We start from the raw sequence: 24,256 nt of genomic DNA, 5'->3' as shown, positions 1-24,256 counted from the left end.
GGTGGCCGGTCGTCCCCCCGAGGTCGATCGTGCGGCCGCGTCGCGTCGCGCCGTCGCCGCGCGACGCGCCCGCGCCGCGCTCAAGCGGGACGTCACGACCCGCGTCATCACGCCTCAGGAGCTCCTGCGACGCGCGTGGGCCGACACCGACTCGCCGGCGGCCGCGATGCGGGTGCCCGATTTCCTCACCAGCATCCCGGCCATCGGCGCGGGCAAGCGCGACCGCATCCTCGAATCCCTCCGGATCTCGCCCGTCAAGCGGCTGGGCGGCCTCGGCTCGCGACAGCGCGTGGATCTTGCGGCCTTCCTCGACGAGCGCCTTCCCGAGCCCGAGCCCCGTCCCGGGCGCAGCAGTCTCGTCGTGCTCGCAGGCCCCACGGCCGTCGGCAAGGGCACCGTCGCGGCGCACATCAAGGAGCACCACCCCGAGATGCTCCTCTCGGTCTCGGCCACCACCCGGCCGCCGCGCCCCGGCGAGGTCGAGGGCGTGCACTACTTCTTCGTCGACGACGCCGAGTTCGATCGCTTGGTGCGCGAGGACGAGCTGCTGGAGCACGCGACGGTGCACAACCGGCACCGCTACGGCACGCCGCGCGCTCCGATCGAGGCCGCCGTCGGCGAGGGCCGCAGCGTGCTGCTCGAGATCGACATCCAGGGCGCCCGCCAGGTGCGCACCCGCGAGCCGGATGCCACGCTCGTCTTCCTCCTCCCGCCCAGCTGGGACGAACTGGTGCAGCGACTCATCGGCCGCGGCACCGAGGACGCCGAGGAACGCTCTCGCCGCCTGCGCACCGCGAAGCGCGAACTCGCGGCCCAGAGCGAGTTCGATTTCCGTGTCGTGAACGACGACGTCGCCCGCGCGGCACGCGAGGTCGTAGAATTGGTCGAGGCGCCCGCGCGCTCCTAGCCGCGCGACCCGCACGATCCCGCCGCAGCCCGCACCCGCGGGCGGTCGCGCCACCGACGATCATCCGTCGCCAACGAGAGGATTCCGCCATGGCCGGAACGAACCAGGGCATCATCGAGCCCCCCATCGACTCCCTGCTGCAGAAGAAGGATGCCGAGGGCGGTGCGCTCTCGAAGTACCAGCTCGTGATCTTCGCGTCCAAGCGCGCGCGCCAGATCAACGACTACTACTCCGACCTGCACGAAGGAAACCTCTTCGACAACGTCGGCCCGCTCGTCGACTCGTCCGTCGAGGACAAGCCGCTGACGATCGCGCTGCACGAGATCAACGAAGACAAGCTCCGCCTGCGCGCCGGCGACTGAGGCCGCATCCACGCTCTCCCGCGCCGTGTCGGCGGCGGGGGGCATACTGATGCGCGTTCACCCCCGACTGGAGCACCGATGAGCGATCTGCGCCTGTTCACGTCCGAGTCCGTCACCGAGGGCCACCCCGACAAGATCTGCGACCAGATCTCCGACAGCATCCTCGATGGCATCCTCTCGGAGGATCCGCGGGGTCGTGTGGCCGTCGAGACCCTCGTCACGACGGGACTCGTCCACGTCGCGGGCGAGGTGTCGACCTCGGCGTACGTCGAGATCCCGGCGATCGTGCGCGACGTGGTCAACCGCATCGGATACACCTCGAGCGAGACGGGCTTCGACGGTGACTCGTGCGGCGTCAGCGTGTCGATCGGCGCGCAGTCCTCCGACATCGCCGCGGGTGTCAACCGCGCGTTCGAGCAGCGCGAGCAGCGCTCGCTGGATCCCCACGACGAACAGGGTGCGGGCGATCAGGGCATCATGTTCGGCTACGCCACCACCGAGACGCCGCAGCTGATGCCGATGGCCAGCCACACGGCGCACCGCATGGCGGAACGCCTCGCCGCCGCCCGCCGCGACGGTACGCTCCCGTTCCTGCGTCCCGACGGCAAGACCCAGGTGACGCTCGGTTTCGATGGCAGCGTGCCCAAGACGGTGGAATCGGTTGTGCTCTCGACGCAGCACCACCCGGACATCTCGCAGGATGAGCTGCGCGCTCTGGTCCGCAGCGAGGTCATCGACCCGGTCCTCGAGAGCACCGGCCTGGACCTTCCCGAGGTGAAGTACTACATCAACCCGGCCGGGCCGTTCCTCGTCGGCGGTCCCAAGGGCGACGCGGGCCTCACCGGCCGCAAGATCATCATCGACACCTACGGTGGGGCCGCACGACACGGAGGCGGCGCCTTCAGCGGAAAAGACCCCTCCAAGGTCGACCGCTCCGCCGCCTACGCCATGCGTTGGGTGGCCAAGAACGCCGTCGCCGCGGGGCTCGCGGAGCGCATCGAGGTGCAAGTCGCCTACGCGATCGGCAAGGCCCGCCCCGTGGGCGTGTACGTCGAGACCTTCGGCACCGGCGCGGTGTCCGACGACACGATCACCCGCGCGATCGCGCAGGTGTTCGACCTGCGGCCCGCGGCGATCATCGAGCGACTCGACCTGCTCCGGCCGATCTACGCGCAGACCGCGGCCTACGGGCACTTCGGCCGCGAGCTGCCCGACTTCACGTGGGAGCGCGTCGACCGCGTCGAAGAGCTGCGCGCCGCCGCCGGGATCTGAGCATGGGCACCGCGCCCGTGGCGCGCGTGCTGCTGGATGCCCCGCTTCCACAGCTGGACAGGCTGCTCGACTACGCCATCCCCGCCGCGCTGGAGGGCGACGTCGTCCCGGGCGTGCGGGTGCGGGTTCCGCTGCGCACCGCCGGTCGCGTCGTCGACGCCTATGTCGTCGAACTCGGCGAGGCGGTCGATCCCGACCGCCCACTGTCCGAGATCGACGAGGTCGTCTCCGCCGTCCGCGTCCTGCCGCGCCCGCTCTACGACCTCGCGCGTCGGGTGTCGGACCGGGCCGCGGGCTCGGCGTCCGACATCCTGCGCCTCGCGATCCCCAAGCGCCAGGTGCGCGTCGAGAAGACCTGGCTCGCGCGCGCGGATGCCGTCGAACCCGCGGCACCGACGGCGGAGCAGATCGCCTGGGCCGAGCAGATGCTCGATGTCTATCCCGGCCTCGGCGACGCACTCCAGGGCGGCGAGCGCATCGCCCTCGATGCACCGCCGCGGCCCGGCACCACCGCCACGGGCGAGCAGGCGGCCGCGTGGGCTCTGCTGCTCGCCGCTGCGGCCGCGCGCGTGCTCGCGGGCGGCCGCAGCGCCGTGCTGGTGGCCCCCGATCACCGAGATCTCGATCAGCTCGACCGAGCTCTCGCACCGCTGATCCCCGCGGACGCGCTGGTGCGAGTGGATGCCGCACGCACCGGCGCCGAACGTTATCGGGGCTTTCTGCGTACGCTCGAGCCCGCGCCGAGCGTCGTCTTCGGCAACCGCTCGGCGGTCTACGCCCCCGTGAGCCGGCTCGGGATGCTGGCGGTCTGGGACGACGGCGATCCGCTGCTCGACGAACCGCTGGCGCCCTACGTCCACGCGAGGGACGCCGCCCTCGTCCGTCAGGAGCTCGAGGGTGGCGCCCTCGTCTTCGCCGGCCACACCCGCACCACCGACGTCGAGAGGCTCGTCGCGGTGGGTTGGGTGCGCGATGTCGGCCCGCGCAGGCGCGAGAGTCCGCGCGTCGTGCTGAGCGCGGCCAGGGAGGGGGAGCGACCCGGTGTGCGCGTTCCGTCCGCCGCCTTCGCGGCCGCGCGCGAGGCGCTCGCCCACGGACCCGTGCTCATCCAGGTGGCGCGACCCGGCTACTCGCCCGTCCTCGTCTGCGGGGACTGCCGTCAGGCTGCGCGCTGTCTGCACTGCGCGGGTCCCCTCCACACCGCGGCCCGGGGTCGCGCTCCCGAGTGCCGCTGGTGCGGACGCGCCGCGGTCGCGTGGCGATGCGGGCATTGCCAGGGCGAGAAGCTCCGGCTGGCATCCGCGGGCTCCACGCGCACCGCCGACGAGTTCGGTCGCGCCTTTCCCGGCGTGCGGGTGATCGTCGCGGACGGCGATCACCCCGTCTTGCACGTCGATGCCCGCCCGGCCCTGATCATCGCCACGAGAGGCGCCGAGCCCGTGGCCGACGGCGGTTACCGCGCCGTGGTGCTCCTCGACGGAGACCGGATGCTCATGGCCGATGCGCTCCGCATCGGCGAGTCGTGCCTGCGCTGGTGGTCCAACGCGGCCGCCCTGGCGGCGCCGGGGGCGCCCGTGCACCTCGTGGGAGTCGCCGGCCAGGTCGCGCGTGCGCTCGCGACGTGGAACCAGGCGGCCTACGCGCGCGCCGAGTTGGCCTCGCGTGCGCCTCTGCGCATGCCGCCGACTGCGCGCGTGGCGGCGGTCGAGGGCGATGTGGACGCCGTCGAACGCGCTCTCGAGCAGCTGCGCACCGAGGTCGAGCTGCCCGAGGGCACCGTGGTCGGCCCGGTCGCCGTCGAACCGCCCGACCGACCCCGTGGTCGCGCCGCGACACGCCCGGGACCCGCAGCCCGGGCGCTCGTCCTCTTCGATTACGCACACGGCGCGGACGTCACCGCGAGCCTGCGCGCCTCGGTGGTGCAGGCGGCTCTGCGCACCCGACGGCCCGCGAGGGGCGGGGCGCCGCGCAATACACTCAGAGTGCGGGTCGATGTGCCCGACCCCGAGCTCTAGAAGGAGACGCCATGCGGCTCGTCTTCGCCGGCACCCCCGATGCGGCGGTTCCCGCACTGAAGGTGCTGACAGCATCCGGCCACGACATCGCGCTGGTGGTCTCGCGTCCCGACGCGCCGAAGGGCCGCAGACGGACGCTGACGCCCTCGCCGGTATCCCGCGCCGCGGACGAGCTCGGCATCCCCGTGCTCAAGACCGCACGGCTGGATGAGGCGGCCACCGAGGCGATCGCCGCGGTCGGTGCCGACCTGGGGGTGATCGTCGCCTACGGCGGCCTCGTCCGCGAGCCGCTGCTGAGTGCACCGGCGCGGGGCTGGATCAACCTGCACTTCTCCCTGCTGCCGCGCTGGCGGGGCGCTGCGCCGGTGCAGCACGCACTCATCAACGGCGACGACGTCACCGGTGCCGCCGTCTTCCAACTGGTGCCCGAGCTCGACGCCGGCGACGTCTTCGAGGCCCGGGAGTACGTCGTGCCTCCCGAGGCGAGCGCCGGCGACGTGCTGACCGACCTGGCGGGCCTGGGGGCCGAGCTGCTGCGCGATGTCGTGGCCGGCATCGAGGACGGCAGCGCGCGGGCCACACCACAGACCGGCGAAGCGTCGCTCGCACCCAAACTCGACCTCGACGACGCACGGATCCGCTGGGCGGATCCCGCGCCGACGGTGCTCGACCGGGTGCGCGGCACGACGCCCGAGCCCGGAGCCTTCACCACTGTGAACGGCACGCGACTGAAGGTCCTCGCGGCGCGCGCGCACGGCGCCGAGGTCATCCTGCGGCCCGGGGAGTTCGCAGCGGCCGGGCGCAGCGTGCTCGTCGGCACCGGCACGACCGCGATCAGCCTCGATCGGGTGCAGCCGGCGGGCCGCTCCGAGATGTCGGGCGGCGACTGGTGGCGCGGTCTGCGGGTACCCGAGCTGTTGGCCGAGGGATGAGCGTCCAGCCCGCGCGACGCGTCGCCTACGAGACCCTGCGCGCCGTCACCGATTCCGACGCCTACGCGAATCTGCTGCTGCCGAGCGCGATCGTCCGCGCGGGGCTGAAGACCGCCGATGCCGCGTTGGCGACCGAGCTCACCTACGGCACCCTGCGCCGGCGGGGGTACTACGACGCCGTCATCGCACTGGCGGCGAGGCGCCCCGTGACGGCGATCGACCCGCCGGTGCTCGAGGCACTGAGATTGACAGTCCACCAGCTGCTGTCGACACGGATCGCGTCGCACGCCGCGGTGCACGAGGGCGTGGAGCTCGTGCGTGCGCACGCCGGCCGAGGCGCCACCGGATTCGCCAACGGCGTGCTGCGGAGCATCGCCCGGGAGGATCCCGGCACCTGGCGCACCCGCGTGCTCGCGACCGCGAAGAACGACATCGACAGGCTCGCGCTCGCTCACGCCCACCCGCCCTGGATCGTGCGCGCGTTCCGCCGCGCGCTGATCGCGGAAGGACGCGGCGACGAACTGGAAGCGCTGCTGGCGGCCGACAACGTCTCGCCCGCCGTGACGATGGCGGCCCTGCCGGGGCTCGCGGAGCCGCCCGCCGGCTCCGTCCGCACACCGTACTCGCCGATCGGATTCCGCAGTGCCGGCGGCGATCCGGAGCCGATCGTGACGGCATCCGGCGGGATCCTGCGCGTGCAGGACGAGGGGTCGCAGCTCGCGGCGCTCGCGCTGTCCCGCGTCGAGGCCGCGCACAGCGGCGAGAGATGGCTCGATCTGTGCGCCGGGCCGGGCGGCAAGACGGCCGTGCTCGCCGCCGAGGCGCTGGCCGTCGGCGCCACGCTCGATGCGAACGAGATCTCGCCCGCTCGCGCGGGCCTCGTGCGCCGGGCGGTCGCGGGGGTGCCCCTCGACGTCGAGGTCAGCGAAGCGGACGGCCGGGAGCGGGGCGCGGCCGCCGCCGGCACCTACGACCGCGTGCTCGTCGACGCTCCCTGCACGGGTCTGGGCGCGCTGCGGCGGCGTCCCGAAGCTCGGTGGCGCAAGCAGCCGGCGGACGTCGTGCCGCTGACCGATCTGCAGACCGAGCTGTTCGACGCGGGCGTGGCCGCGCTGCGGCCGGGCGGCGTGATGGCATACGTGACCTGTTCGCCGCACCTCGCCGAGACCGCCGCGATCGTCTCCGAGGGCCTGCGCCGCGCGGGCGGCAGCGTCGAGGCGATCGACACGCGGGCGGTCCTGGCACAGGTCGTGCGCGAACCGCTCGATCTCGGCGACCCGCGCGACTCATCCCTGCATGCCCAGCTCTGGCCGCACCGGCACGGCACCGATGCGATGTTCATCCAGCTTGTTCGCAGGGTCGCGGACTGAGCGGGCCCGGCCGGCGTCGGCTCACTGCGTGAAGTGCAGTCGCCCGCCCTCCGTCTCCAGCTGGGCGCGCAGCACCGAAAGCGCCGCAGGGTGCGCGCGAGCCAGCGCGCTCGCATCGACGAGGACATCGGACTCCGAGTCCGCGCCGGTGAGATCGCGCAGCACGCCCACCACCCGTGCGGCACCGCTGAAGGCCAGCTCGCCGCCGAGGTGGACGATCACTCCGCCGTCGGTGCGCTCGATGCGGATGCCGGGTTCGGCGATGCTCTCGTGGGGCTCGAACACGTGCATGCCGAACTCCTCCGACAGCCGCTCCAGCACGCGGATGCCGCGCACGCTGTTGCCGTGACGGTCCAGGCGCGGGCTGAAGGTCGCGACGCCGAACTGAGAGGGGGCGATGGCCATCAGGTCGCCGCTCACACCGCTCTTGGCCGGCATGCCGACGCGCAGCATCCACTCGCCCGAGTAGTCGTACATGCCGCAGCTGGCCATCACCGAGACGACGTCGCGTGCGACCGCCTCGCGCACCACGCGCTCCCCGGTCACGGGGTTCACGCCGCCGAACGCGAGGGTCGCCGCCATGACCGACAGGTCGCGCACCGTGACGAGGATCGAGCACTGCCGGAAGTAGGTCTCGACGACCGTGGTGACGTCGCCGTCGATGATGCCGTGCGAGCGCAGCAGGTGCGCGAGGGCACGGTTGCGATGACCCGTCTCGGACTCGCCGAGGTACACCTCCTCGTCGATGCTCAGCGACCGACCCGCGAAGCGCGAGAGGGTGTCCCGCAGGGTCGATGAGCGCTCCGCCGCGGACCCCTCTGCCGCGAGGCCCGACGTCGCGATGGCGCCGGCGTTGACCATGGGATTGGCGGGGCGCCCGGTGCCGGCCTCGAGACTGATCGCGTTGAAGGGCTCCCCGCTGGGTTCGACGCCCACGCGCGCGAACACGGCGTCGCGCCCGAGCCGTTCGAGGGCGAGAGCGAGGACGAACGGCTTCGACACCGACTGGATCGTGAAGGCCACCTCGTCGTCGCCGACGGAGAAGACGTGGCCGCGCGGACCGACGACCGCGAACGCGAGTCGATCGGGCGGCGCCGCGGCGAGCTGGGGGATGTAGTCGGCGACGGCGCCGGAGGTGTCCTCGCGGACCTCCTGCAGCACGGCCTCGAGCATGGGGGCGATCGGGTCCACGCCCCGACCCTAGCGATAATGGGGGAGTGCCGACGCCCCGCATCAACCCCAGCATCCTCGCCGCCGATTTCGTGAACATCCAGGCGGAGCTCGCCCGCATCGCGGCCGCGGACTTCGTGCACGTCGACGTGATGGACAACCACTTCGTGCCCAATCTCACCTTCGGACCGCAGATGGTCGAGCGTATCCAGGCGACGACCCCCGTGCCCCTGGATGTGCACCTCATGATCGACGACCCCGAACGGTGGGCGCCCGGCTATGCCGAGATCGGCGCGGCGTCCGTGACCTTTCACCTCGAGGCCGCCGCATCGCCGGTGGCACTCGCCCGGCGTCTGCGCGAGATCGGCGCGCGCGCGGGCGTGGCCGTCAAGCCCGGCACGCCCGTGGAAGGGCTGCTCGAGGTGCTCGACGAATTCGACCAGATCCTCGTGATGACCGTCGAGCCGGGGTTCGGCGGGCAGTCCTTCATGCCCGAGACGATGCCCAAGCTGCGCGCGCTGGCCGACGAGGCCCGGCGCCGGGGCTCCGCGGTCTGGCTGCAGGTCGACGGCGGCATCGGAGAGTCGACGATCGCGCAGGCGGCCGAGGCCGGTGCCGACACCTTCGTCGCGGGCTCCGCGGTGTTCGGCGCGTCGGATCCTGCGGCCGCCATCGCGGCGTTGCGCGCGGGTGCCGCAAGGCACGCCCACTGAGTCGGTAGGGTCGTGCGCATGAGCGCGCCGTCCCCCGACCCGCAGCCCGCACGCGTCGTCTCCTCCCGCGCGGCGAGGCTCACGCGACCCGCGCGGGTCGTGCTCGATGCCTACAGCGGCGAACACGGCATCTACGGGGTCGTGCTGGTCACCGCCCTCATCGCCGTGGCGGCCGAGGAGGACACCGACCTCGACGTCCTCCTCTTCGTCGTCGGCACGGTGTTCGTCTTCTGGCTCTGCCACGTCTACGCCGCCGTCGTCGCGAGTCGATCCCCGACGCACGGGCGGGGAGAGAGCGTGGGAACCGCGATCCGCTCGGGCGCACGCCACGCGTCGGGGATGCTGCTCGCGATGCTCGTGCCCGCCGTCCTCCTCGGTTTCGGCGTCGCCGGCCTCGTCGACGAGTGGACCGCATACCTCCTCGCGCTCGGCAGCGGCGTCGTCCTGCTCGCGCTCATCGGTTACGCCAACGCCGCCCGCAACCGCAGCCCGTGGTACTGGCGGATCCTCGGTGTGCTCGCCACCACGGGTCTCGGGCTGATCGTCATCCTCCTCAGCATCCTCACCCACTGACCGCGCAGGCCCGAGCGACGCACGCGCCCGGATCGAGCCGGTAACCTGGCAGGGTGAAGACTTTCGACGAGCTGTTCGCGGAGCTCGCGGCCAAGGCCGCGGAGCGCCCCGAGGGATCGGGAACCGTCGCCCAGCTCGATCGAGGGGTGCACGCGATCGGCAAGAAGATCGTCGAAGAGGCGGCCGAGGTCTGGATGGCGGCCGAGTACGAGTCGCAGGAGGCGACGGCCGAAGAGGTCTCGCAGCTGCTGTACCACCTGCAGGTGCTCATGCTCGCGAAGGGCCTCTCGCCCGCCGACGTCTACCGACATCTCTGACGCGCCCCGTCCCCCCGACATCCGAACCGAAAGCACCGCCGACATGCTGCGCATCGCCGTGCCCAACAAGGGCTCGCTCGCCGAAACCGCCGCCGAGATGCTCGCCGAGGCCGGGTACACCGGCCGCCGCGACTCCAAGGATCTGCACGTCATCGACCCGCAGAACGACGTCGAGTTCTTCTACCTCCGCCCCCGGGACATCGCCACCTACGTCGGCTCCGGCGCGCTCGATGTCGGCATCACCGGCCGCGATCTGCTGCTGGATGTGCGCGGACGCGCACGCGAGATCGAGGCGCTCGGCTTCGGCGACTCGACCTTCCGCTTCGCCGGCCCTCCCGGCCGCTTCACCGACCTCTCCGACCTCGAGGGGCTGCGCGTCGCCTCGGCCTACCCCGGCCTCGTCGACGGATTCCTCGACGAGCACGGCGTCGCGGTCGACCTGGTGCCGCTCGACGGCGCGGTCGAATCCGCCGTCCGTCTGGGCGTTGCGGATGCCGTCGCCGACGTCGTGTCGACCGGCACGACGCTTCGTCAGGCAGGGCTCGAGATCTTCGGCCCGGTCATCCTGCAGTCCGAGGCGGTGCTGATCGGCGGCGCCAACCAGGACGCGGACGGCGCCGAGACGCTCCTGCGCCGGCTGCGCGGCGTCATGGTCGCGCGCCGATACGTGCTGGTCGACTACGACCTGCCCGCCGCGCTCATCGACTACGCCGTCGCGCTCGCCCCCGGCATCGAGTCGCCGACGATCTCTCCGCTGCGCGACCCCGAATGGGTCGCCGTGCGCGTGATGGTCGCCCGGAAGGGTGTGAACCGCGTGATGGACTCCCTCTACGCGATCGGCGCCCGCGCGATCCTCGTCACCGCCATCCACGCCGCGAGGCTGTGATCATGAGCCTCGTGTGTCGCGTCATCCCGTGTCTGGACGTTGCCGCCGGGCGCGTGGTGAAGGGCGTGAACTTCGAGAACCTGCGCGACATGGGCGATCCCGTCGAACTCGCGAAGCTGTACTTCGATCAGGGCGCCGACGAGATCACGTTCCTCGATGTCACCGCCACTGTCGATGAGCGGGCGACGACGTACGACGTCGTGCGGCGCACGGCCGAGCAGGTCTTCATCCCCCTGACCGTGGGAGGGGGAGTGCGCACCGCCGACGACGTGGCACGTCTGCTGTCGGTGGGCGCCGACAAGATCGGGGTCAATTCCGCCGCGATCGCCCGCCCCGCGCTGCTGGACGAGATCGCCGACCGCTTCGGTGCCCAGGTCCTCGTGCTCTCGCTCGATGTCAAGCGCTCGCCCGATACCGAGTCCGGATTCGTCGTCACCACCCACGGCGGACGCACGGCGACCACGCTGGACGCCCTCGCCTGGGCCCGCGAGGCCATCGAGCGCGGCGCCGGCGAACTGCTGGTGAACTCCATCGACGCCGACGGGACGAAGGCGGGCTTCGATCTCGAGCTCGTCGCGCTGATGCGCGAGGTCTCCAGCGTCCCCGTCATCGCCTCCGGGGGTGCCGGTGCGGTCGGCGATTTCGCCCCGGCCATCCGCGCGGGTGCGGACGCCGTGCTCGCGGCCAGCGTGTTCCACTCGGGGCAGCTGACCGTCGGCGACGTCAAGGCGGCGTTGAGCGCCGACGGGATCGAGGTGCGCGCATGACCGATTCGACAGCATCCGACGGCGACGACGTCGAGGCGCGCATCGCCCGGGTCGTCTTCGGGGAGGGGGGGCTTGCTCCCGCCATCGTGCAGCAGCACGACACGGGCGAGGTCCTCATGCTCGCGTGGATGGATGCCGAGGCACTGCGCCGAACACTCACCAGCGGCCGCGTCACGTACTGGTCGCGGTCGCGCGGCGAGTACTGGCGCAAGGGCGACACTTCGGGCCACGTGCAGCTCGTGCGCGGAGCCCGGCTCGACTGCGACGGCGACGCCCTCCTGATCAGCGTCGAGCAGGTCGGTGCCGCCTGTCACACCGGCGACCGCACCTGTTTCGACGCGGACGACCTGCACCCGGTGACCCGCATGCCGGCGGCGAACGCGTGAAGGGTGCACGTCGGGGTCGCACCACCGCGATCCTCGCGATTCTGGCCACCGGCGCGATGCTGCTCATCGCATCGACGCAGACCTGGGTGAGCGTCTCGCTGCGCGAGAGCCCGGATGCCGCGCTCGAGGTCGCGGGTGCCGCCGCGGTGCCGGTTCTCGCGCCGCTCGCGCTGGCGGCCCTCGCCGTCGGAGGTGCACTTTCGATCGCCGGCCGGGTGCTCGGCACGATCTTCGGCGCGCTGGCGCTCGCGCTCGGCATCCTGCTCGTGATCCTGATCGCCCCCGTCGCCGTCGATCCTCCGATCGGCACCGTGGCGGCGACGGTGACGGAGGCCACCGGAATCGCCGGGGAGCCCGCGATCGCCCAGCTCGTCGCGTCGATCAGCGCGGGTGTGTGGCCCGCGATCGCGCTCGTCTGCGCCGTGGTACTGGCCGGCGCCGGCGGCGTCGTGCTCGCCACGGCGCACCGCTGGCGTGCCTCCGGACGCCGGTACCGCACGGACTCACCGCGCTCTGCGCCCGCCCCCGGCGCGGAGGACGCCGGGACGCTCGACGCCATCGACTCGTGGGACGACCTGAGCCACGGCACCGATCCCACCCGCTGATCGGATCGTGCATCGGCGAGGTGCGGCAGGCGCGCGGCAGCGCGGCATCGCCCGATAGACTGAAGCGGTTGTCGATCGAAGGAGTCCCATGAGCAACGACATCGCCGACCCCGGTCACGGACACTCGCCCGCCGCCTGGACCGCCGTCGTCATCATGCTCGTCGCCGTCACCATCGGCACGGTGGCCTATTTCTTCGATCTTCCCTGGCTGGTCTGGGCCTCGGCCGGGCTGCTGGTCGTCGGAGCCCTCGTGGGCTGGATCATGGCGCGCGCGGGCTACGGCGTGGGCGGCTCCAAGTACACGCCGAAAGAGCACTGAGCATGCTCGCCGACCTCATGGCCGGCGCCGTCGAGGATTCCCGCACCCGCGAGGCGAGTCGTTCGCTCGCACACGTCGAGCGCGCCGCCCTCGGACAGCCGCCCGCCCGTGACGCCCTCGAAGCCCTCGCCCCCGCCGACATCGTGCGCATCATCGCCGAGGTCAAGCGCGCGAGCCCCTCGCGCGGCGATCTCGCCGACATCCCCGACCCCGCGCATCAGGCGGGACTCTACGAGCGGGGCGGGGCGAGCGCCATCAGCGTGCTGACCGAGCAGCGCCGGTTCAAAGGCAGCCTCGCCGACCTCGAGGCGGTGCGGTCCGCAGTATCGCTGCCCGTGCTTCGGAAAGACTTCATCGCGACGCCGTATCAGGTGGTCGAAGCGCGCGCGGCCGGCGCGGACCTCGTCCTTCTGATCGTCGCCGCGCTCGATCAGCCGACGCTCGAGCGGCTGCACGCTCTGATCCTCGATCTCGGAATGACTCCTCTGGTGGAGGCGCACTCCGCCGACGAGGTCGACCGGGCCGCGCAGCTGGGCGCTCGCGTGATCGGTGTCAACGCCCGCGATCTCTCGACGTTCCAGCTCGATCGCGACCTGTTCGGACGCCTCGCGGAGCGCATTCCCGCGGGCGCGATCAAGGTCGCCGAGTCCGCCGTGCTGCGCCCGGAGGACGTGGCGCACTACCGACGAGCCGGCGCCGACGTGGTGCTGGTGGGGGAGGCCCTCGTGACCAACGACCCGATCGCCACGCTCCGGGATTTCCTGGCGGCGACAGAGCGCGATGCGCTCCGCGACCAGGGAGCAACCGCGTGAGCCTGCGCGAGGCCAGCGGTCCCTTCTTCGGCGAGTTCGGCGGGCGGTTCATGCCCGAGTCGCTCATCGCCGCGATCGACGAGCTGACCGCCGTGTACGAGGCGGCCATGGCCGACCCGGCCTTCGGCGCCGAGTTCGCGCGCCTCCTGCACTCATACGCAGGCCGCCCCTCCGCTCTCACCGAGGTACCGCGGTTCGCCGCGCACGCGGGCGGCGCCCGCATCTTCCTCAAGCGCGAGGATCTCAACCACACCGGGTCCCACAAGATAAACAACGTGCTCGGCCAGGCCCTGCTCACGCAGCGGCTGGGCAAGACCCGCGTCATCGCCGAGACCGGCGCAGGTCAGCACGGCGTCGCCACGGCCACGGCCGCGGCGCTCTTCGGTTTCGAGTGCACGATCTACATGGGCGAGGTCGACACGCAGCGCCAGGCACTGAATGTCGCGCGGATGCGTTTGCTGGGCGCAGAGGTCGTGCCGGTGACCACAGGCTCGCGCACCCTCAAGGACGCGATCAACGAGGCCTACCGAGACTGGGTGGCGAGCGTCGAGACGACCAACTACATCTTCGGCACCGCGGCGGGTCCGCACCCGTTCCCCGCGATGGTCCGTGATTTCCAGAAGGTCATCGGGGACGAAGCCCGAGCGCAGCTGCTCGACGAGGTGGGCAGACTGCCCGACGCGGTCGTCGCCTGCGTGGGCGGCGGATCCAACGCGATCGGCATGTTCGATGCCTTCCTCGACGACGCGCAGGTGCGCCTGTACGGCGTCGAGGCGGCCGGCGACGGCGTGGACACGCCGCGCCATGCCGCGTCCATCGGGCGCGGGCGGCCGGGTGTGCTGCACGGTGCGAAGACCTTCGTGCTGCAGGACGAGGACGGGCAGACGATCGAATCCCACTCGATCTCGGCAGGACTGGACTACCCCGGTGTGGGCCCCGAACACGCGTGGCTTGCTTCGATCGGTCGCGCCGACTACATCCCCGCGACCGATGACGAGGCGATGCAGGCGCTGCGCCTGCTGTCCGAGACCGAGGGCATCATCCCCGCGATCGAGTCCGCCCACGCGCTCGCCGGCGCCCTGCGGATCGGGCGCGAGCTGGGTCCCGACGCGCTCATCGCGGTGAACCTCTCCGGCCGGGGCGACAAGGACATGGACACCGCCGCGAGGTATTTCGGACTGTACGACGACGGGGATGCCGATCCCGGCCCCGCGGACGCCGCCAGGGGCGAAGGACAGAAGCTGTGACGTCGCCCGTCGAAGCGGCGATCGCCAAGGCCGAAGCCGAAGGGCGGGGGGCCTTCATCGGCTACCTCCCGATCGGGTATCCCGACCTGCAGACGAGCATCGACGCCGCCGTCGCCCTCGCGGAGGCAGGCGCCGACATCCTCGAACTGGGCCCTCCGTACAGCGACCCCGTCATGGACGGTCCGGTCATCCAGGAGGCCACCGTCGCGGCCCTCGCGAACGGCTTCCGACTGCGCGACCTCTTTCCCGCGATCCGTGAGATCACGAGTCGGGTGGACGTGCCCGTGCTCGTGATGACCTATTGGAACCCGGTGTGGCAGTACGGCGTCGATCGGTACGCCGATGACCTGGCCGCCGCCGGCGGGGCCGGTCTGATCACGCCCGACATCACGCCCGAGGCGGCCGGAGAGTGGATCGCCGCGAGCACCCGCACGGGACTGGACCGTGTGTTCCTTGCCGCACCGACGTCGAGCGATGACCGCCTCGACCTCGTCGTGAAGAACTCGACGGGCTTCGTCTACACCGTCTCGACGATGGGCATCACCGGCGAGCGCGCGGAACTCGACGCCGCCGCGCGCACGCTCGTCGGCCGTCTCCGAGATCGCGGCGCGACACGCGCGTGCGTCGGCATCGGCATCTCGACCCCGGATCAGGTGGCGGGCGTGCTCGACTACGCCGACGGGGCGATCGTGGGAACGGCTCTCGTGCGTGCGCTGCGCGATGGCGGAGTGCCGCGCCTGGCCCGGGTGGCCCGCGACCTCGCCGCGGGCACGCGCCGAGGAACAGCCGTCGCGGCTGACTAGACTCGCAGGCATGCCCTTCGCGTTTCCGCACGACCTGACGAGCGCCACCACCCAGGTCTTGGCCAGCATCCCGAGCCCCTCGGTCAGCTACATCGACATCGGGCCGCTGCGCATCCACTTCTACGCCCTGTGCATCATCGCGGGCATCATCGCGGCGACCCTGATCACGAATCACCGGCTCACCAAGCGCGGAGCCGAGCCCTGGGTCGTGCTCGATGTCGCCCTGCCCGCCGTCGTGCTCGCGATCATCGGCGCGCGCATCTACCACGTGCTCACCCACCCGGGGTTCTACTTCGGCGAGGGCACCAACATCTGGGCGGTCTTCTTCATCTGGGAGGGCGGAATAGCCATCTACGGCGCCCTCATGGGCGGCGCCGTGGGAGCGTGGCTCGGATGCCGCTGGACGGGCATCCGGTTCTGGTCGTTCGCCGACGCCCTGGCGCCCGGTCTGCTGCTCGCACAGGCCATGGGACGCTTCGGCAACTGGTTCAACCAGGAGCTCTTCGGGCTGCCCACCGATCTGCCGTGGGGCCTCGAGATCGACGCCGACAACACCGCCTTCCCCCCGGGGCTCGCACCCGACACCCTCTTCCACCCCACCTTCCTGTACGAGGTGATCTGGAACGTGGCGGGCGTGATCGTGCTGTTCTGGGCCGGGCGCGGGCTGCGTATGCAGTGGGGGCGCCTGTTCGGCCTGTACCTCGTGTGGTACGGCGCGGGGCGCATCGTGTGGGAGTCGATCCGCATCGATCCCAGCGAGATCTTCCTCGGCATCCGCACCAACGTCTGGGCTGCCATCGCCGGCGTCGTGTTCGGCCTCATCATCATCTTCGTGCAGAAGCGCCGCCACCCGGGGCGCGAGCCCGGCCCCTACAGCGACGGCCGAGAGTGGTCGCCGACGGGGGAGGGGGTACAATCGCAGGACACCACGGAGTTCGTGGACGTGAGCGAACCGCCCGCGAACGAACCGAAGAGCGGGGCAACGGCCACAAGCACAGTCGCCGCGAAGTAACGCAGCCGGGCCGACGTCGTCCCATGTAGAAACACCCAGTGAGGACGGTTGAAATGGCCGCGAGCCCTCTTATCGGCGACCGCAGTTCCCTCCCCGCGAAGCAGGGCATGTACAACCCCGCGTTCGAGAAGGACGCGTGTGGTCTGGCCATGGTCGCTACGCTGCGCGGAACGCCCGGTCACGACATCGTCGACCTGGCGCTGACGGCGCTGCGCAATCTCGAGCACCGCGGGGCCATCGGCTCCGACGCGGGAACCGGAGATGGCGCGGGAATCCTGACGCAGATTCCGGATGCCTTCCTCCGGGCCGTCGTCGAGTTCGATCTTCCGCCCGTCGGCGAGTACGCCGTCGGCATGGCGTTCCTGCCCCTCGACGATGACGAGCGCATCGCTCTGAAGAACGGTGTCGAGAAGATCGCGGCGAGCGAGAACCTCGTCGTGCTCGGGTGGCGCGAGGTGCCCACCGACGAGAGCAACCTCGGCAAGCTGGCGCATGCCGCCCGCCCCGCATTCGAGCAGCTCTTCGTCTCGCGTCCCGCCTCCGGATCGGCGCCGGCGCTCTCGGGCATCGAGCTCGACCGCCGTGTGTACCGTCTGCGCAAGCGCGCGCGCCGCGAACTCGACGCCTACTTCGTCTCGCTCTCGTGCCGCACCCTCGGCTACAAGGGCATGGTCACGACGCTGCAGCTGGAGCCCTTCTACCCGGACCTGCAGGACGAGCGGTTCGCATCCGAGCTCGCGGTCGTGCACTCGCGCTACTCGACCAACACGTTCCCGTCGTGGCCGCTCGCGCAGCCCTTGCGCATGCTCGCACACAATGGCGAGATCAACACGGTCAACGGCAACCGCAACTGGATGCGTGCCCGCCAGTCGCAGCTCGAGTCCCAGCTGCTCGGCGACGTCAAGCCTCTGCTGCCGATCTGCACGCCCGGCTCGAGCGACTCCGCATCGTTCGACGAGGTGCTCGAGCTGCTGACGCTGACGGGGCGCAGCCTGCCGCACGCCATCATGATGATGGTGCCCGAGGCGTACGAGAAGCAGCCCGACATCGACCCCAAGCTGCGCGCATTCTACGAGTACCACTCCATGCAGATGGAGCCCTGGGACGGCCCCGCCGCGCTGATCTTCACGGACGGCACGCTCGTGGGCGCGACGCTCGACCGCAACGGGCTGCGCCCCGGGCGCTGGACGGAGACCACCGACGGACTCGTGGTCGTCGGCAGCGAGACCGGTGTGCTCGACTTCGCGCCCGAGCGGATCAAGCGTCGTGGTCGGCTGCGCCCGGGCCGCATGCTCCTCGTTGACACGGCGGCGCGTCACATGATCGAAGAGGACGAGGTCAAGCAGCAGCTCGCCGAGCTCCAGCCCTGGCAGGAGTGGCTCGACAGCGGTACGGTGCGTCTCGCTGACCTGCCCGAGCGCGAGCACATCGTGCACCCCATCGCGTCGATCACCCGTCGTCAGCGCACCTTCGGATACACCGAAGAAGAGGTGCGCATCCTCCTCACACCCATGGGCCAGAACGGTGCCGAGCCGCTGGGCGCGATGGGCAGCGACACGCCCATCGCGGTGCTCAGCGAGCGTCCGCGTCTGCTGTTCGACTACTTCGTGCAGCAGTTCGCGCAGGTCACGAACCCGCCGCTGGACTCGATCCGCGAAGAGGTCGTGACGAGTCTGCGCATGGGACTCGGGCCCGAGCCCAACCTGCTGTCGTGGGGCGCCGACCACGCGCGCACGGTGACGCTGGACTTCCCCGTCATCGACAACGACGAGCTCGCCAAAATCCAGCACATCGACACCGCACTGCCCGGTCGCACCTCGGTGACCATCCGCGGGCTCTACCGTGTCGAGGGAGGGCGCAAGGGACTCGAGAAGCGCATCGCACAGATGTGCAACGAGGTCGATCAGGCCATCGAGGACGGCGCGGAGTTCATCGTGCTCTCCGACCGCGACTCGAATAAGGACCTCGCCCCCATCCCGTCCCTGCTGATGGTGTCGGCGATCCATCACCACCTGATCCGCAAGGAGACGCGGATGAAGGTGGGGCTCGTCGTGGAGGCGGGAGACGTCCGTGAGGTGCACCACGTCGCGACCCTCATCGGCTACGGCGCATCCGCGGTGAACCCCTACCTGGCGATGGAGACCGTCGAGTACCTCGTACGCGCCGGCTTCATCTCGGGGGTGTCCCCGCAGAAGGCCGTCAAGAACCTCATCTACGCACTCGGCAAGGGTGTGCTGAAGATCATGTCCAAGATGGGTATCTCGACGGTGTCCTCCTACGCGGGCGCCCAGGTCTTCGAGGCGGTCGGCCTGTCGCAGGGTCTGGTGGACGCGTACTTCTCCGGTACGGAGACCAAGCTCGGGGGCGTCGGGATCGATCAGATCGCCGCCGAGAACGCGGCGCGGCACGCCTACGCGTATCCCGAAGACGCCGCGGTCCGTGCGCACGAGCGGCTGTGGACCGGGGGCGAGTATCAGTGGCGCCGTGACGGGGCCCCGCACCTGTTCAACCCTGACACCGTGTTCCGTCTGCAGCATTCGACGCGCGCCCGCCGCTACGACATCTTCCGCGAGTACACCAAGCTCGTCGACGACCAGGCGGCCGAGCTCAAGACCCTGCGGGGACTCTTCCGGCTGCGTACGGGTGAGCGCTCTCCCGTCCCGATCGACGAGGTCGAGCCGGTCTCGGCGATCGTGCGGCGCTTCTCCACCGGCGCGATGAGCTACGGCTCCATCTCCAAGGAGGCGCACGAGACCCTCGCGATCGCGATGAACCGCATCGGCGGCAAGTCGAACACCGGCGAGGGCGGCGAGGATCTCGACCGTCTGCTCGACCCCGAACGCCGCAGCGCCATCAAGCAGGTCGCCTCCGGCCGCTTCGGCGTGACGAGCATGTACCTCACCCACGCGGAGGACATCCAGATCAAGCTCGCGCAGGGCGCCAAGCCCGGCGAGGGCGGGCAGTTGCCGCCGGGCAAGGTGTATCCCTGGATCGCCCGGACCCGCGGGGGAACGCCCGGGGTGGGCCTCATCTCGCCGCCGCCGCACCACGACATCTATTCGATCGAGGACCTCAAGCAGCTCATCTTCGACCTCAAGCGAGCAAACCCGAAGGCGCGTATCCACACCAAGCTCGTCAGCCAGTCGGGCATCGGTGCGGTCGCGGCGGGTGTGGCCAAGGCCCTCTCCGACGTGATCCTCGTCTCGGGCCACGACGGCGGCACGGGCGCGAGCCCGCTGAACTCGCTGAAGCACGCCGGGACGCCGTGGGAGCTGGGTCTCGCCGAGACCCAGCAGACCTTGATGCTCAACGGCATGCGCGACCGGGTGGTCGTGCAGGTGGACGGCCAGCTCAAGACGGGACGAGACGTCGTCATCGGCGCGCTGCTCGGTGCCGAGGAGTTCGGCTTCGCCACGACCGCGCTCGTGGTCGAGGGCTGCATCATGATGCGTGTCTGCCACCTCGACACCTGCCCCGTGGGCGTCGCGACGCAGAACCCCGTGCTGCGCAAGCGCTTCACCGGCAAGCCGGAGTTCGTCGTGAACTTCATGGAGTTCATCGCCGAGGAGGTGCGCGAGTACCTGGCCGAGCTGGGCTTCCGCTCCCTGGACGAGGCGATCGGGCACCACGAGCTCCTCGATGTCAACGGCGCCGTGGAGCACTGGAAGGCGAACGGTCTCGACCTCGCGCCCATCCTCGAGGGCCCCGCCTTCGCGGAGGACGAGCCGCGGCGCAACGCCCGCGGTCAGGAGCACGAGCTGGACGAGCACTTCGACGTTCAGCTGATCGAGCGCGCGCAGGATGTGATCGCGCACGGCGGCGAGGTCGTGATCGATCTGCCCGTGCGCAACACGGCGCGGGCCGTGGGCACGATGCTCGGCAACCGTGTGACGTTGGCTCACGGCCAGAACGGCTTGCCGTCGGGGTCGATCACCGTGAATCTGCGCGGGTCCGCCGGGCAGTCCTTCGGGGCGTTCATGCCCGCGGGGATCACGCTCCGACTCGAAGGCGACTCCAACGACTACGTCGGCAAGGGCCTCTCGGGCGGTCAGATCGTGGTCAGGCCGCCGCGGGGTTCATCCTTCGATGCGTCCCAGAACGTGATCGCCGGAAACGTGATCGGCTATGGCGCCACCCAGGGATCCATGTTCCTTCGCGGAGTCGTCGGCGAGCGCTTCTTCGTCCGCAACTCCGGCGCGACCGCCGTGGTGGAGGGCGTGGGCGATCACGCGCTCGAGTACATGACGGGCGGCCTCGCGGTCATCCTGGGCAGGACAGGCCGCAACCTCGGCGCCGGCATGTCGGGCGGCACGGCCTACGTGTACGACCTCGATCGTTCGCTGGTCAACCGCGAGGCGCTGGCCTCCGGCGAACTCGAGCTGCTCGAGCTCGGCGCCGGCGACGCCGAGATGCTCCGCGACCTGCTGACCCGACACGTCGCAGAGACCGATTCGACACTCGCGGCCGCTCTGCTCGAGAACTTCGAGGAGGAGGCGCCGCGCTTCACCCGAGTGCTGCCGCGCGACTACGCGGCAGTGCTGCAGACCCGACAGGACGCCGTCGACGAGGGGCTCGACCCCGACAGCGACGTCGTCTGGACCCGCATCCTGGAGGTGACCGGTGGCTGACCCGAAAGGCTTCCTGAAGGTCACGGAGCGCGAGCTGCCCGCTCGCCGCCCCGTACCCGTCCGCATCATGGACTGGAAAGAGGTGTACGAGGCGGGGGATCCCGCCGCCCTCCGCCGGCAGGCGGGGCGCTGCATGGACTGCGGCATCCCCTTCTGTCACAAGGGCTGTCCTCTGGGCAACCTGATTCCCGAGTGGAACGACCTCATGTGGCGCGGCGAGGGCCGTTCGGCGATCGAGCGTCTGCACGCCACGAACAACTTCCCGGAGTTTACGGGCCGTCTGTGCCCCGCGCCATGCGAGAGCTCGTGCGTGCTCGGGATCAACCAGCCCGCCGTCACGATCAAGCAGATCGAGGTCGCCACGATCGACCAGGCATTCGCGAACGGCTGGGTCGAGCCCGAGCCGCCGGGCCGCCTGACCGGCAAGACCGTCGCGGTCGTGGGCTCGGGTCCCGCCGGCCTCGCCGCCGCTCAGCAGCTCACCCGTGCCGGCCACACGGTCGCCGTGTACGAACGCGATGACCGCATCGGCGGACTGCTCAGGTACGGCATCCCGGACTTCAAGATGGAGAAGAAGCACCTCGAGGCGCGCCTTCGCCAGATGCAGGATGAAGGCACGCGCTTCCGCGCGGGTGTGAGCATCGGCGAAGACATCACATGGGACGCGCTGCGCTCCCGCTACGACGCCGTTGTCATCGCGACAGGATCCACGATCCCGCGCGAGCTGCCGATCCCCGGCCGTGACCTCGCGGGTGTGCACTTCGCGATGGAGTACCTCGTCGAATCCAATCGAGCGGTCGCGGGCGACGCGGTGCCGCACCAGATCAGCGCCGAGGGAAAGCACGTCATCGTCATCGGTGGCGGCGACACCGGCGCGGACTGCATCGGCACGGCCCACCGGCAGGGTGCACTGAGCGTGACGAACCTCGCCATCGGCAAGCAGCCCCCGGCCTCGCGCACGGACGAGCAGCCCTGGCCGATGTCGCCGACGATCTTCGAGATCGCGTCGGCGCACGAGGAGGGCGGTGAGCGGATGTTCCTCGCCTCCACCGTCGAGTTCCTCGGCAACGGTGCGGGCGAGGTGCGCGCGCTGCGTGTCGCCGAGACCGAGTTCGTCGACGGCCGACGCGTGCCCAAATCCGGCACGGAGCGCGAGATCCCCGCCGATCTCGTGCTCATCGCCATGGGGTTCACCGGACCGGAGCAGGGCGAGCTCTCCGATCAGCTCGGCGCGCGGTTCACCGGCCGCGGCAACCTCGAGCGTGACGGCGACTACCAGACGACCGTGCCGGGCGTCTTCGTCGCCGGGGATGCGGGCCGCGGACAGTCGCTGATCGTCTGGGCGATCGCAGAGGGCAGGGCCGCCGCAGCGCGGGTCGATGCCTACCTCATGGGAGAGACCGAGCTGCCCTTCCCCGTTCACCCGAACGACGTCGCGATCGGCCTGCAGCCCGCGTAGGCTGAGGGGCGGCGCATTTCTGCCGCCTTCGCAACAAATCCCACACCCCCCCAACCCCACGGAGCTCCTCACGATGAGACGTGCCAAAATCGTCGCCACTCTCGGACCCGCCACCTCCTCGTACGAGATGGTGCGCGCGATCATCGAGGCCGGCGTCGACGTCGCCCGGATGAACCTCAGCCACGGCGATTACACGGTGCACGAGGCGAACTTCGCCAATGTGCGCAAGGCCGCGGACGACGCGGGGCGTCCCGTCGCCGTGCTCGTCGACCTGCAAGGACCGAAGATCCGACTCGGCAAGTTCGCCGACGGGCCCCACGAGCTCGCCGTCGGTGACATCTTCAAGATCACGATCGAAGACATCCCGGGCACGAAGGAGATCTGCTCGACGACGTTCAAGGGCCTGCCCCAGGACGTCAAGCCGGGTGATTTCCTCCTCATCGACGACGGCAAGGTGAAGGTCAAGGTCGTCGAGACCGACGGCACCGTAGTGACCACCGAGGTGATCGTCGCCGGGCCCGTCTCCAACAACAAGGGCATCAACCTGCCCGGAGTCGCCGTCAACGTGCCCGCGCTGTCCGAGAAGGACGAGGCGGATCTGCGCTGGGGACTGCGCATCGGCGCCGACATGATCGCGCTGTCGTTCGTACGCAACGCCAAGGATGTGCAGCGCGCCCACGTGATCATGGCCGAGGAAGGCCGACACGTGCCGATCATCGCCAAGATCGAGAAGCCGCAGGCCGTCGACCAGCTCGAGGAGATCGTCGACGCCTTCGACGGCATCATGGTCGCCCGCGGCGACCTCGGCGTCGAACTGCCGCTCGAAGCGGTCCCGATCGTGCAGAAGCGCGCCGTCGAGCTCGCCCGCCGCATGGCCAAGCCCGTCATCGTGGCGACCCAGATGCTCGAATCGATGATCAACAACCCGGTACCCACCCGCGCAGAGACCTCCGACGTTGCGAATGCGGTGCTCGACGGCGCCGACGCGGTCATGCTGTCGGGCGAGACGAGCGTGGGGGAGTACCCCGTCGTCGTCGTCGAGACGATGGCGCGCATCGTGGCCTCGACCGAGGAGCACGGTCTCGAGCGCATCGCACCGCTGACGAACAAGCCGCGCACGCAGGGCGGGGCGATCACCCTCGCGGCGATCGAGGTGGCGGACTTCGTCGAGGCGAAGTATCTCTGCATCTTCACGGAGTCCGGCGACTCCGCCCGCCGCATGTCGCGTCTGCGCCCGAAGATCCCCATGCTGGCGTTCACCCCCGACCCGGCGATCCGCCGCCGCATGGCGCTGACATGGGGCATCCGGTCGACGCTGGTGGAGCACGTCGCCCACACGGACCGCATGTTCATCCAGGTCGACGACTACCTGCTCTCCAACGACCTCGCCAAGATCGGCGACAAGGTCGTCGTGATCTCGGGCTCACCTCCCGGAATCATCGGCTCCACGAACGACATCCGCGTCCACAAGGTCGGTGACGCCGTGCACGGCGCCGCGCCCATCTACCAGACGCGCGAGTAGCGGTTCGGGGCCCGACGACCCGCCCCGACAGCACGCAGACGGCGGCATCCCTGCGGGGATGCCGCCGTCTGCGTGTGCCGTCGGGGCTGCGGTACCGGTGATGGGAGTCGAACCCACACGCCCTCTCGGGCAACCGAGTTTGAGTCGGTCGCGTCTGCCATTCCGCCACACCGGCCCGC

At 70.6% G+C, this 24,256-nt stretch carries 22 protein-coding genes and 1 tRNA gene; 21 read left to right on the top strand and 2 right to left on the bottom strand.

The features are described from left to right. Position 1: 1 nt before the first annotated feature. The 6 genes from gmk to AB2L57_RS11710 all read left to right on the top strand — a co-directional run bounded on the left by gmk (position 2) and on the right by AB2L57_RS11710 (position 6,858). A complete protein-coding gene (gene gmk, locus AB2L57_RS11735) occupies positions 2-907 on the top strand; it encodes a guanylate kinase (RefSeq protein WP_292811840.1) in 906 nt (301 codons plus the stop codon). A gap of 89 nt (positions 908-996) precedes the next feature. Further along, on the top strand, positions 997-1,269 hold the full coding sequence (gene rpoZ, locus AB2L57_RS11730; RefSeq protein WP_292811789.1) for a DNA-directed RNA polymerase subunit omega: 273 nt from the start codon (positions 997-999) through the stop codon (positions 1,267-1,269). Positions 1,270-1,347: 78 nt separating this feature from the next. Continuing rightward, positions 1,348-2,541: a methionine adenosyltransferase gene (gene metK, locus AB2L57_RS11725; protein ID WP_409047167.1), complete on the top strand. Its 1,194-nt coding sequence runs from the start codon at positions 1,348-1,350 to the stop codon at positions 2,539-2,541. 2 nt (positions 2,542-2,543) lie between these two features. Continuing rightward, on the top strand, positions 2,544-4,556 hold the full coding sequence (locus tag AB2L57_RS11720) for a primosomal protein N' (protein ID WP_409047166.1): 2,013 nt from the start codon (positions 2,544-2,546) through the stop codon (positions 4,554-4,556). 11 nt (positions 4,557-4,567) lie between these two features. After that, complete coding sequence (gene fmt, locus AB2L57_RS11715) at positions 4,568-5,488, top strand: methionyl-tRNA formyltransferase (protein WP_409047165.1); 921 nt, start codon at positions 4,568-4,570, stop codon at positions 5,486-5,488. Beyond that, positions 5,485-6,858, top strand: coding sequence for an RsmB/NOP family class I SAM-dependent RNA methyltransferase (locus AB2L57_RS11710; RefSeq protein WP_409047164.1), 1,374 nt, complete (start codon positions 5,485-5,487; stop codon positions 6,856-6,858). Before fmt ends, AB2L57_RS11710 begins: the two co-directional genes overlap by 4 nt. A 21-nt stretch (positions 6,859-6,879) precedes the next feature. Here AB2L57_RS11710 and glsA read toward each other — a convergent pair whose 3' ends face one another. Next, positions 6,880-8,049: a glutaminase A gene (glsA, locus tag AB2L57_RS11705; RefSeq protein ID WP_409047163.1), complete on the bottom strand. Its 1,170-nt coding sequence runs from the start codon at positions 8,047-8,049 to the stop codon at positions 6,880-6,882. Between the two features lie 26 nt (positions 8,050-8,075). Between glsA and rpe the strand changes: the two genes are divergently transcribed. The 15 genes from rpe (at position 8,076) to pyk (ending at position 24,077) form a co-directional block, all read left to right on the top strand. Then, a complete protein-coding gene (gene rpe, locus AB2L57_RS11700; protein WP_292811776.1) occupies positions 8,076-8,741 on the top strand; it encodes a ribulose-phosphate 3-epimerase in 666 nt (221 codons plus the stop codon). An 18-nt stretch (positions 8,742-8,759) separates the two neighbouring features. After that, positions 8,760-9,314: a hypothetical protein gene (locus tag AB2L57_RS11695; protein ID WP_292811773.1), complete on the top strand. Its 555-nt coding sequence runs from the start codon at positions 8,760-8,762 to the stop codon at positions 9,312-9,314. Between the two features lie 53 nt (positions 9,315-9,367). Continuing rightward, positions 9,368-9,631, top strand: a complete 264-nt coding sequence (locus tag AB2L57_RS11690; RefSeq protein ID WP_292811771.1) for a phosphoribosyl-ATP diphosphatase — start codon at positions 9,368-9,370, stop codon at positions 9,629-9,631. 43 nt (positions 9,632-9,674) lie between these two features. Then, on the top strand, positions 9,675-10,517 hold the full coding sequence (hisG, locus tag AB2L57_RS11685) for an ATP phosphoribosyltransferase (RefSeq protein WP_409047162.1): 843 nt from the start codon (positions 9,675-9,677) through the stop codon (positions 10,515-10,517). A 2-nt stretch (positions 10,518-10,519) separates the two neighbouring features. Next, the gene (hisF, locus tag AB2L57_RS11680; protein ID WP_292811767.1) at positions 10,520-11,284 is read left to right on the top strand and encodes an imidazole glycerol phosphate synthase subunit HisF; all 765 of its coding nucleotides are present in this window, start codon (positions 10,520-10,522) and stop codon (positions 11,282-11,284) included. Further along, positions 11,281-11,670, top strand: a complete 390-nt coding sequence (hisI, locus tag AB2L57_RS11675; RefSeq protein WP_292811765.1) for a phosphoribosyl-AMP cyclohydrolase — start codon at positions 11,281-11,283, stop codon at positions 11,668-11,670. The genes hisF and hisI overlap by 4 nt, the downstream gene beginning before the upstream one ends. Next, a complete protein-coding gene (locus tag AB2L57_RS11670) occupies positions 11,667-12,275 on the top strand; it encodes a Trp biosynthesis-associated membrane protein (RefSeq protein ID WP_292811763.1) in 609 nt (202 codons plus the stop codon). The genes hisI and AB2L57_RS11670 overlap by 4 nt, the downstream gene beginning before the upstream one ends. Positions 12,276-12,363: 88 nt before the next feature. Beyond that, positions 12,364-12,594, top strand: a complete 231-nt coding sequence (locus AB2L57_RS11665) for a DUF6704 family protein (protein ID WP_292811760.1) — start codon at positions 12,364-12,366, stop codon at positions 12,592-12,594. Between the two features lie 2 nt (positions 12,595-12,596). Further along, the gene (gene trpC, locus AB2L57_RS11660; protein ID WP_409047161.1) at positions 12,597-13,406 is read left to right on the top strand and encodes an indole-3-glycerol phosphate synthase TrpC; all 810 of its coding nucleotides are present in this window, start codon (positions 12,597-12,599) and stop codon (positions 13,404-13,406) included. Continuing rightward, positions 13,403-14,653: a tryptophan synthase subunit beta gene (gene trpB / locus AB2L57_RS11655; protein ID WP_292811756.1), complete on the top strand. Its 1,251-nt coding sequence runs from the start codon at positions 13,403-13,405 to the stop codon at positions 14,651-14,653. The genes trpC and trpB overlap by 4 nt, the downstream gene beginning before the upstream one ends. After that, the gene (gene trpA, locus AB2L57_RS11650) at positions 14,650-15,456 is read left to right on the top strand and encodes a tryptophan synthase subunit alpha (RefSeq protein ID WP_292811754.1); all 807 of its coding nucleotides are present in this window, start codon (positions 14,650-14,652) and stop codon (positions 15,454-15,456) included. Before trpB ends, trpA begins: the two co-directional genes overlap by 4 nt. Positions 15,457-15,466: 10 nt before the next feature. Next, entirely contained in the window at positions 15,467-16,468 is a 1,002-nt protein-coding gene (gene lgt / locus AB2L57_RS11645; protein WP_292811751.1) for a prolipoprotein diacylglyceryl transferase, read from the top strand. A gap of 53 nt (positions 16,469-16,521) precedes the next feature. After that, positions 16,522-21,096, top strand: coding sequence for a glutamate synthase large subunit (gene gltB / locus AB2L57_RS11640; protein ID WP_409048621.1), 4,575 nt, complete (start codon positions 16,522-16,524; stop codon positions 21,094-21,096). Then, complete coding sequence (locus AB2L57_RS11635; RefSeq protein ID WP_409047160.1) at positions 21,089-22,555, top strand: glutamate synthase subunit beta; 1,467 nt, start codon at positions 21,089-21,091, stop codon at positions 22,553-22,555. Before gltB ends, AB2L57_RS11635 begins: the two co-directional genes overlap by 8 nt. A gap of 73 nt (positions 22,556-22,628) precedes the next feature. Beyond that, positions 22,629-24,077, top strand: a complete 1,449-nt coding sequence (gene pyk / locus AB2L57_RS11630) for a pyruvate kinase (protein ID WP_409047159.1) — start codon at positions 22,629-22,631, stop codon at positions 24,075-24,077. 92 nt (positions 24,078-24,169) lie between these two features. On the opposite strand, the gene AB2L57_RS11625 is transcribed toward pyk, so the two are convergent. Then, positions 24,170-24,252, bottom strand: a tRNA-Leu gene (locus tag AB2L57_RS11625). Between the last annotated feature and the right edge of the window lie 4 nt (positions 24,253-24,256).

It is taken from the genome of Microbacterium sp. HA-8 (assembly GCF_046111165.1).
Classification (GTDB): Bacteria; Actinomycetota; Actinomycetes; order Actinomycetales; family Microbacteriaceae; genus Microbacterium.
The sequence above is the reverse complement of the archived record's forward strand: the minus strand, read 5'-3'. Positions and strand labels throughout refer to the sequence as shown.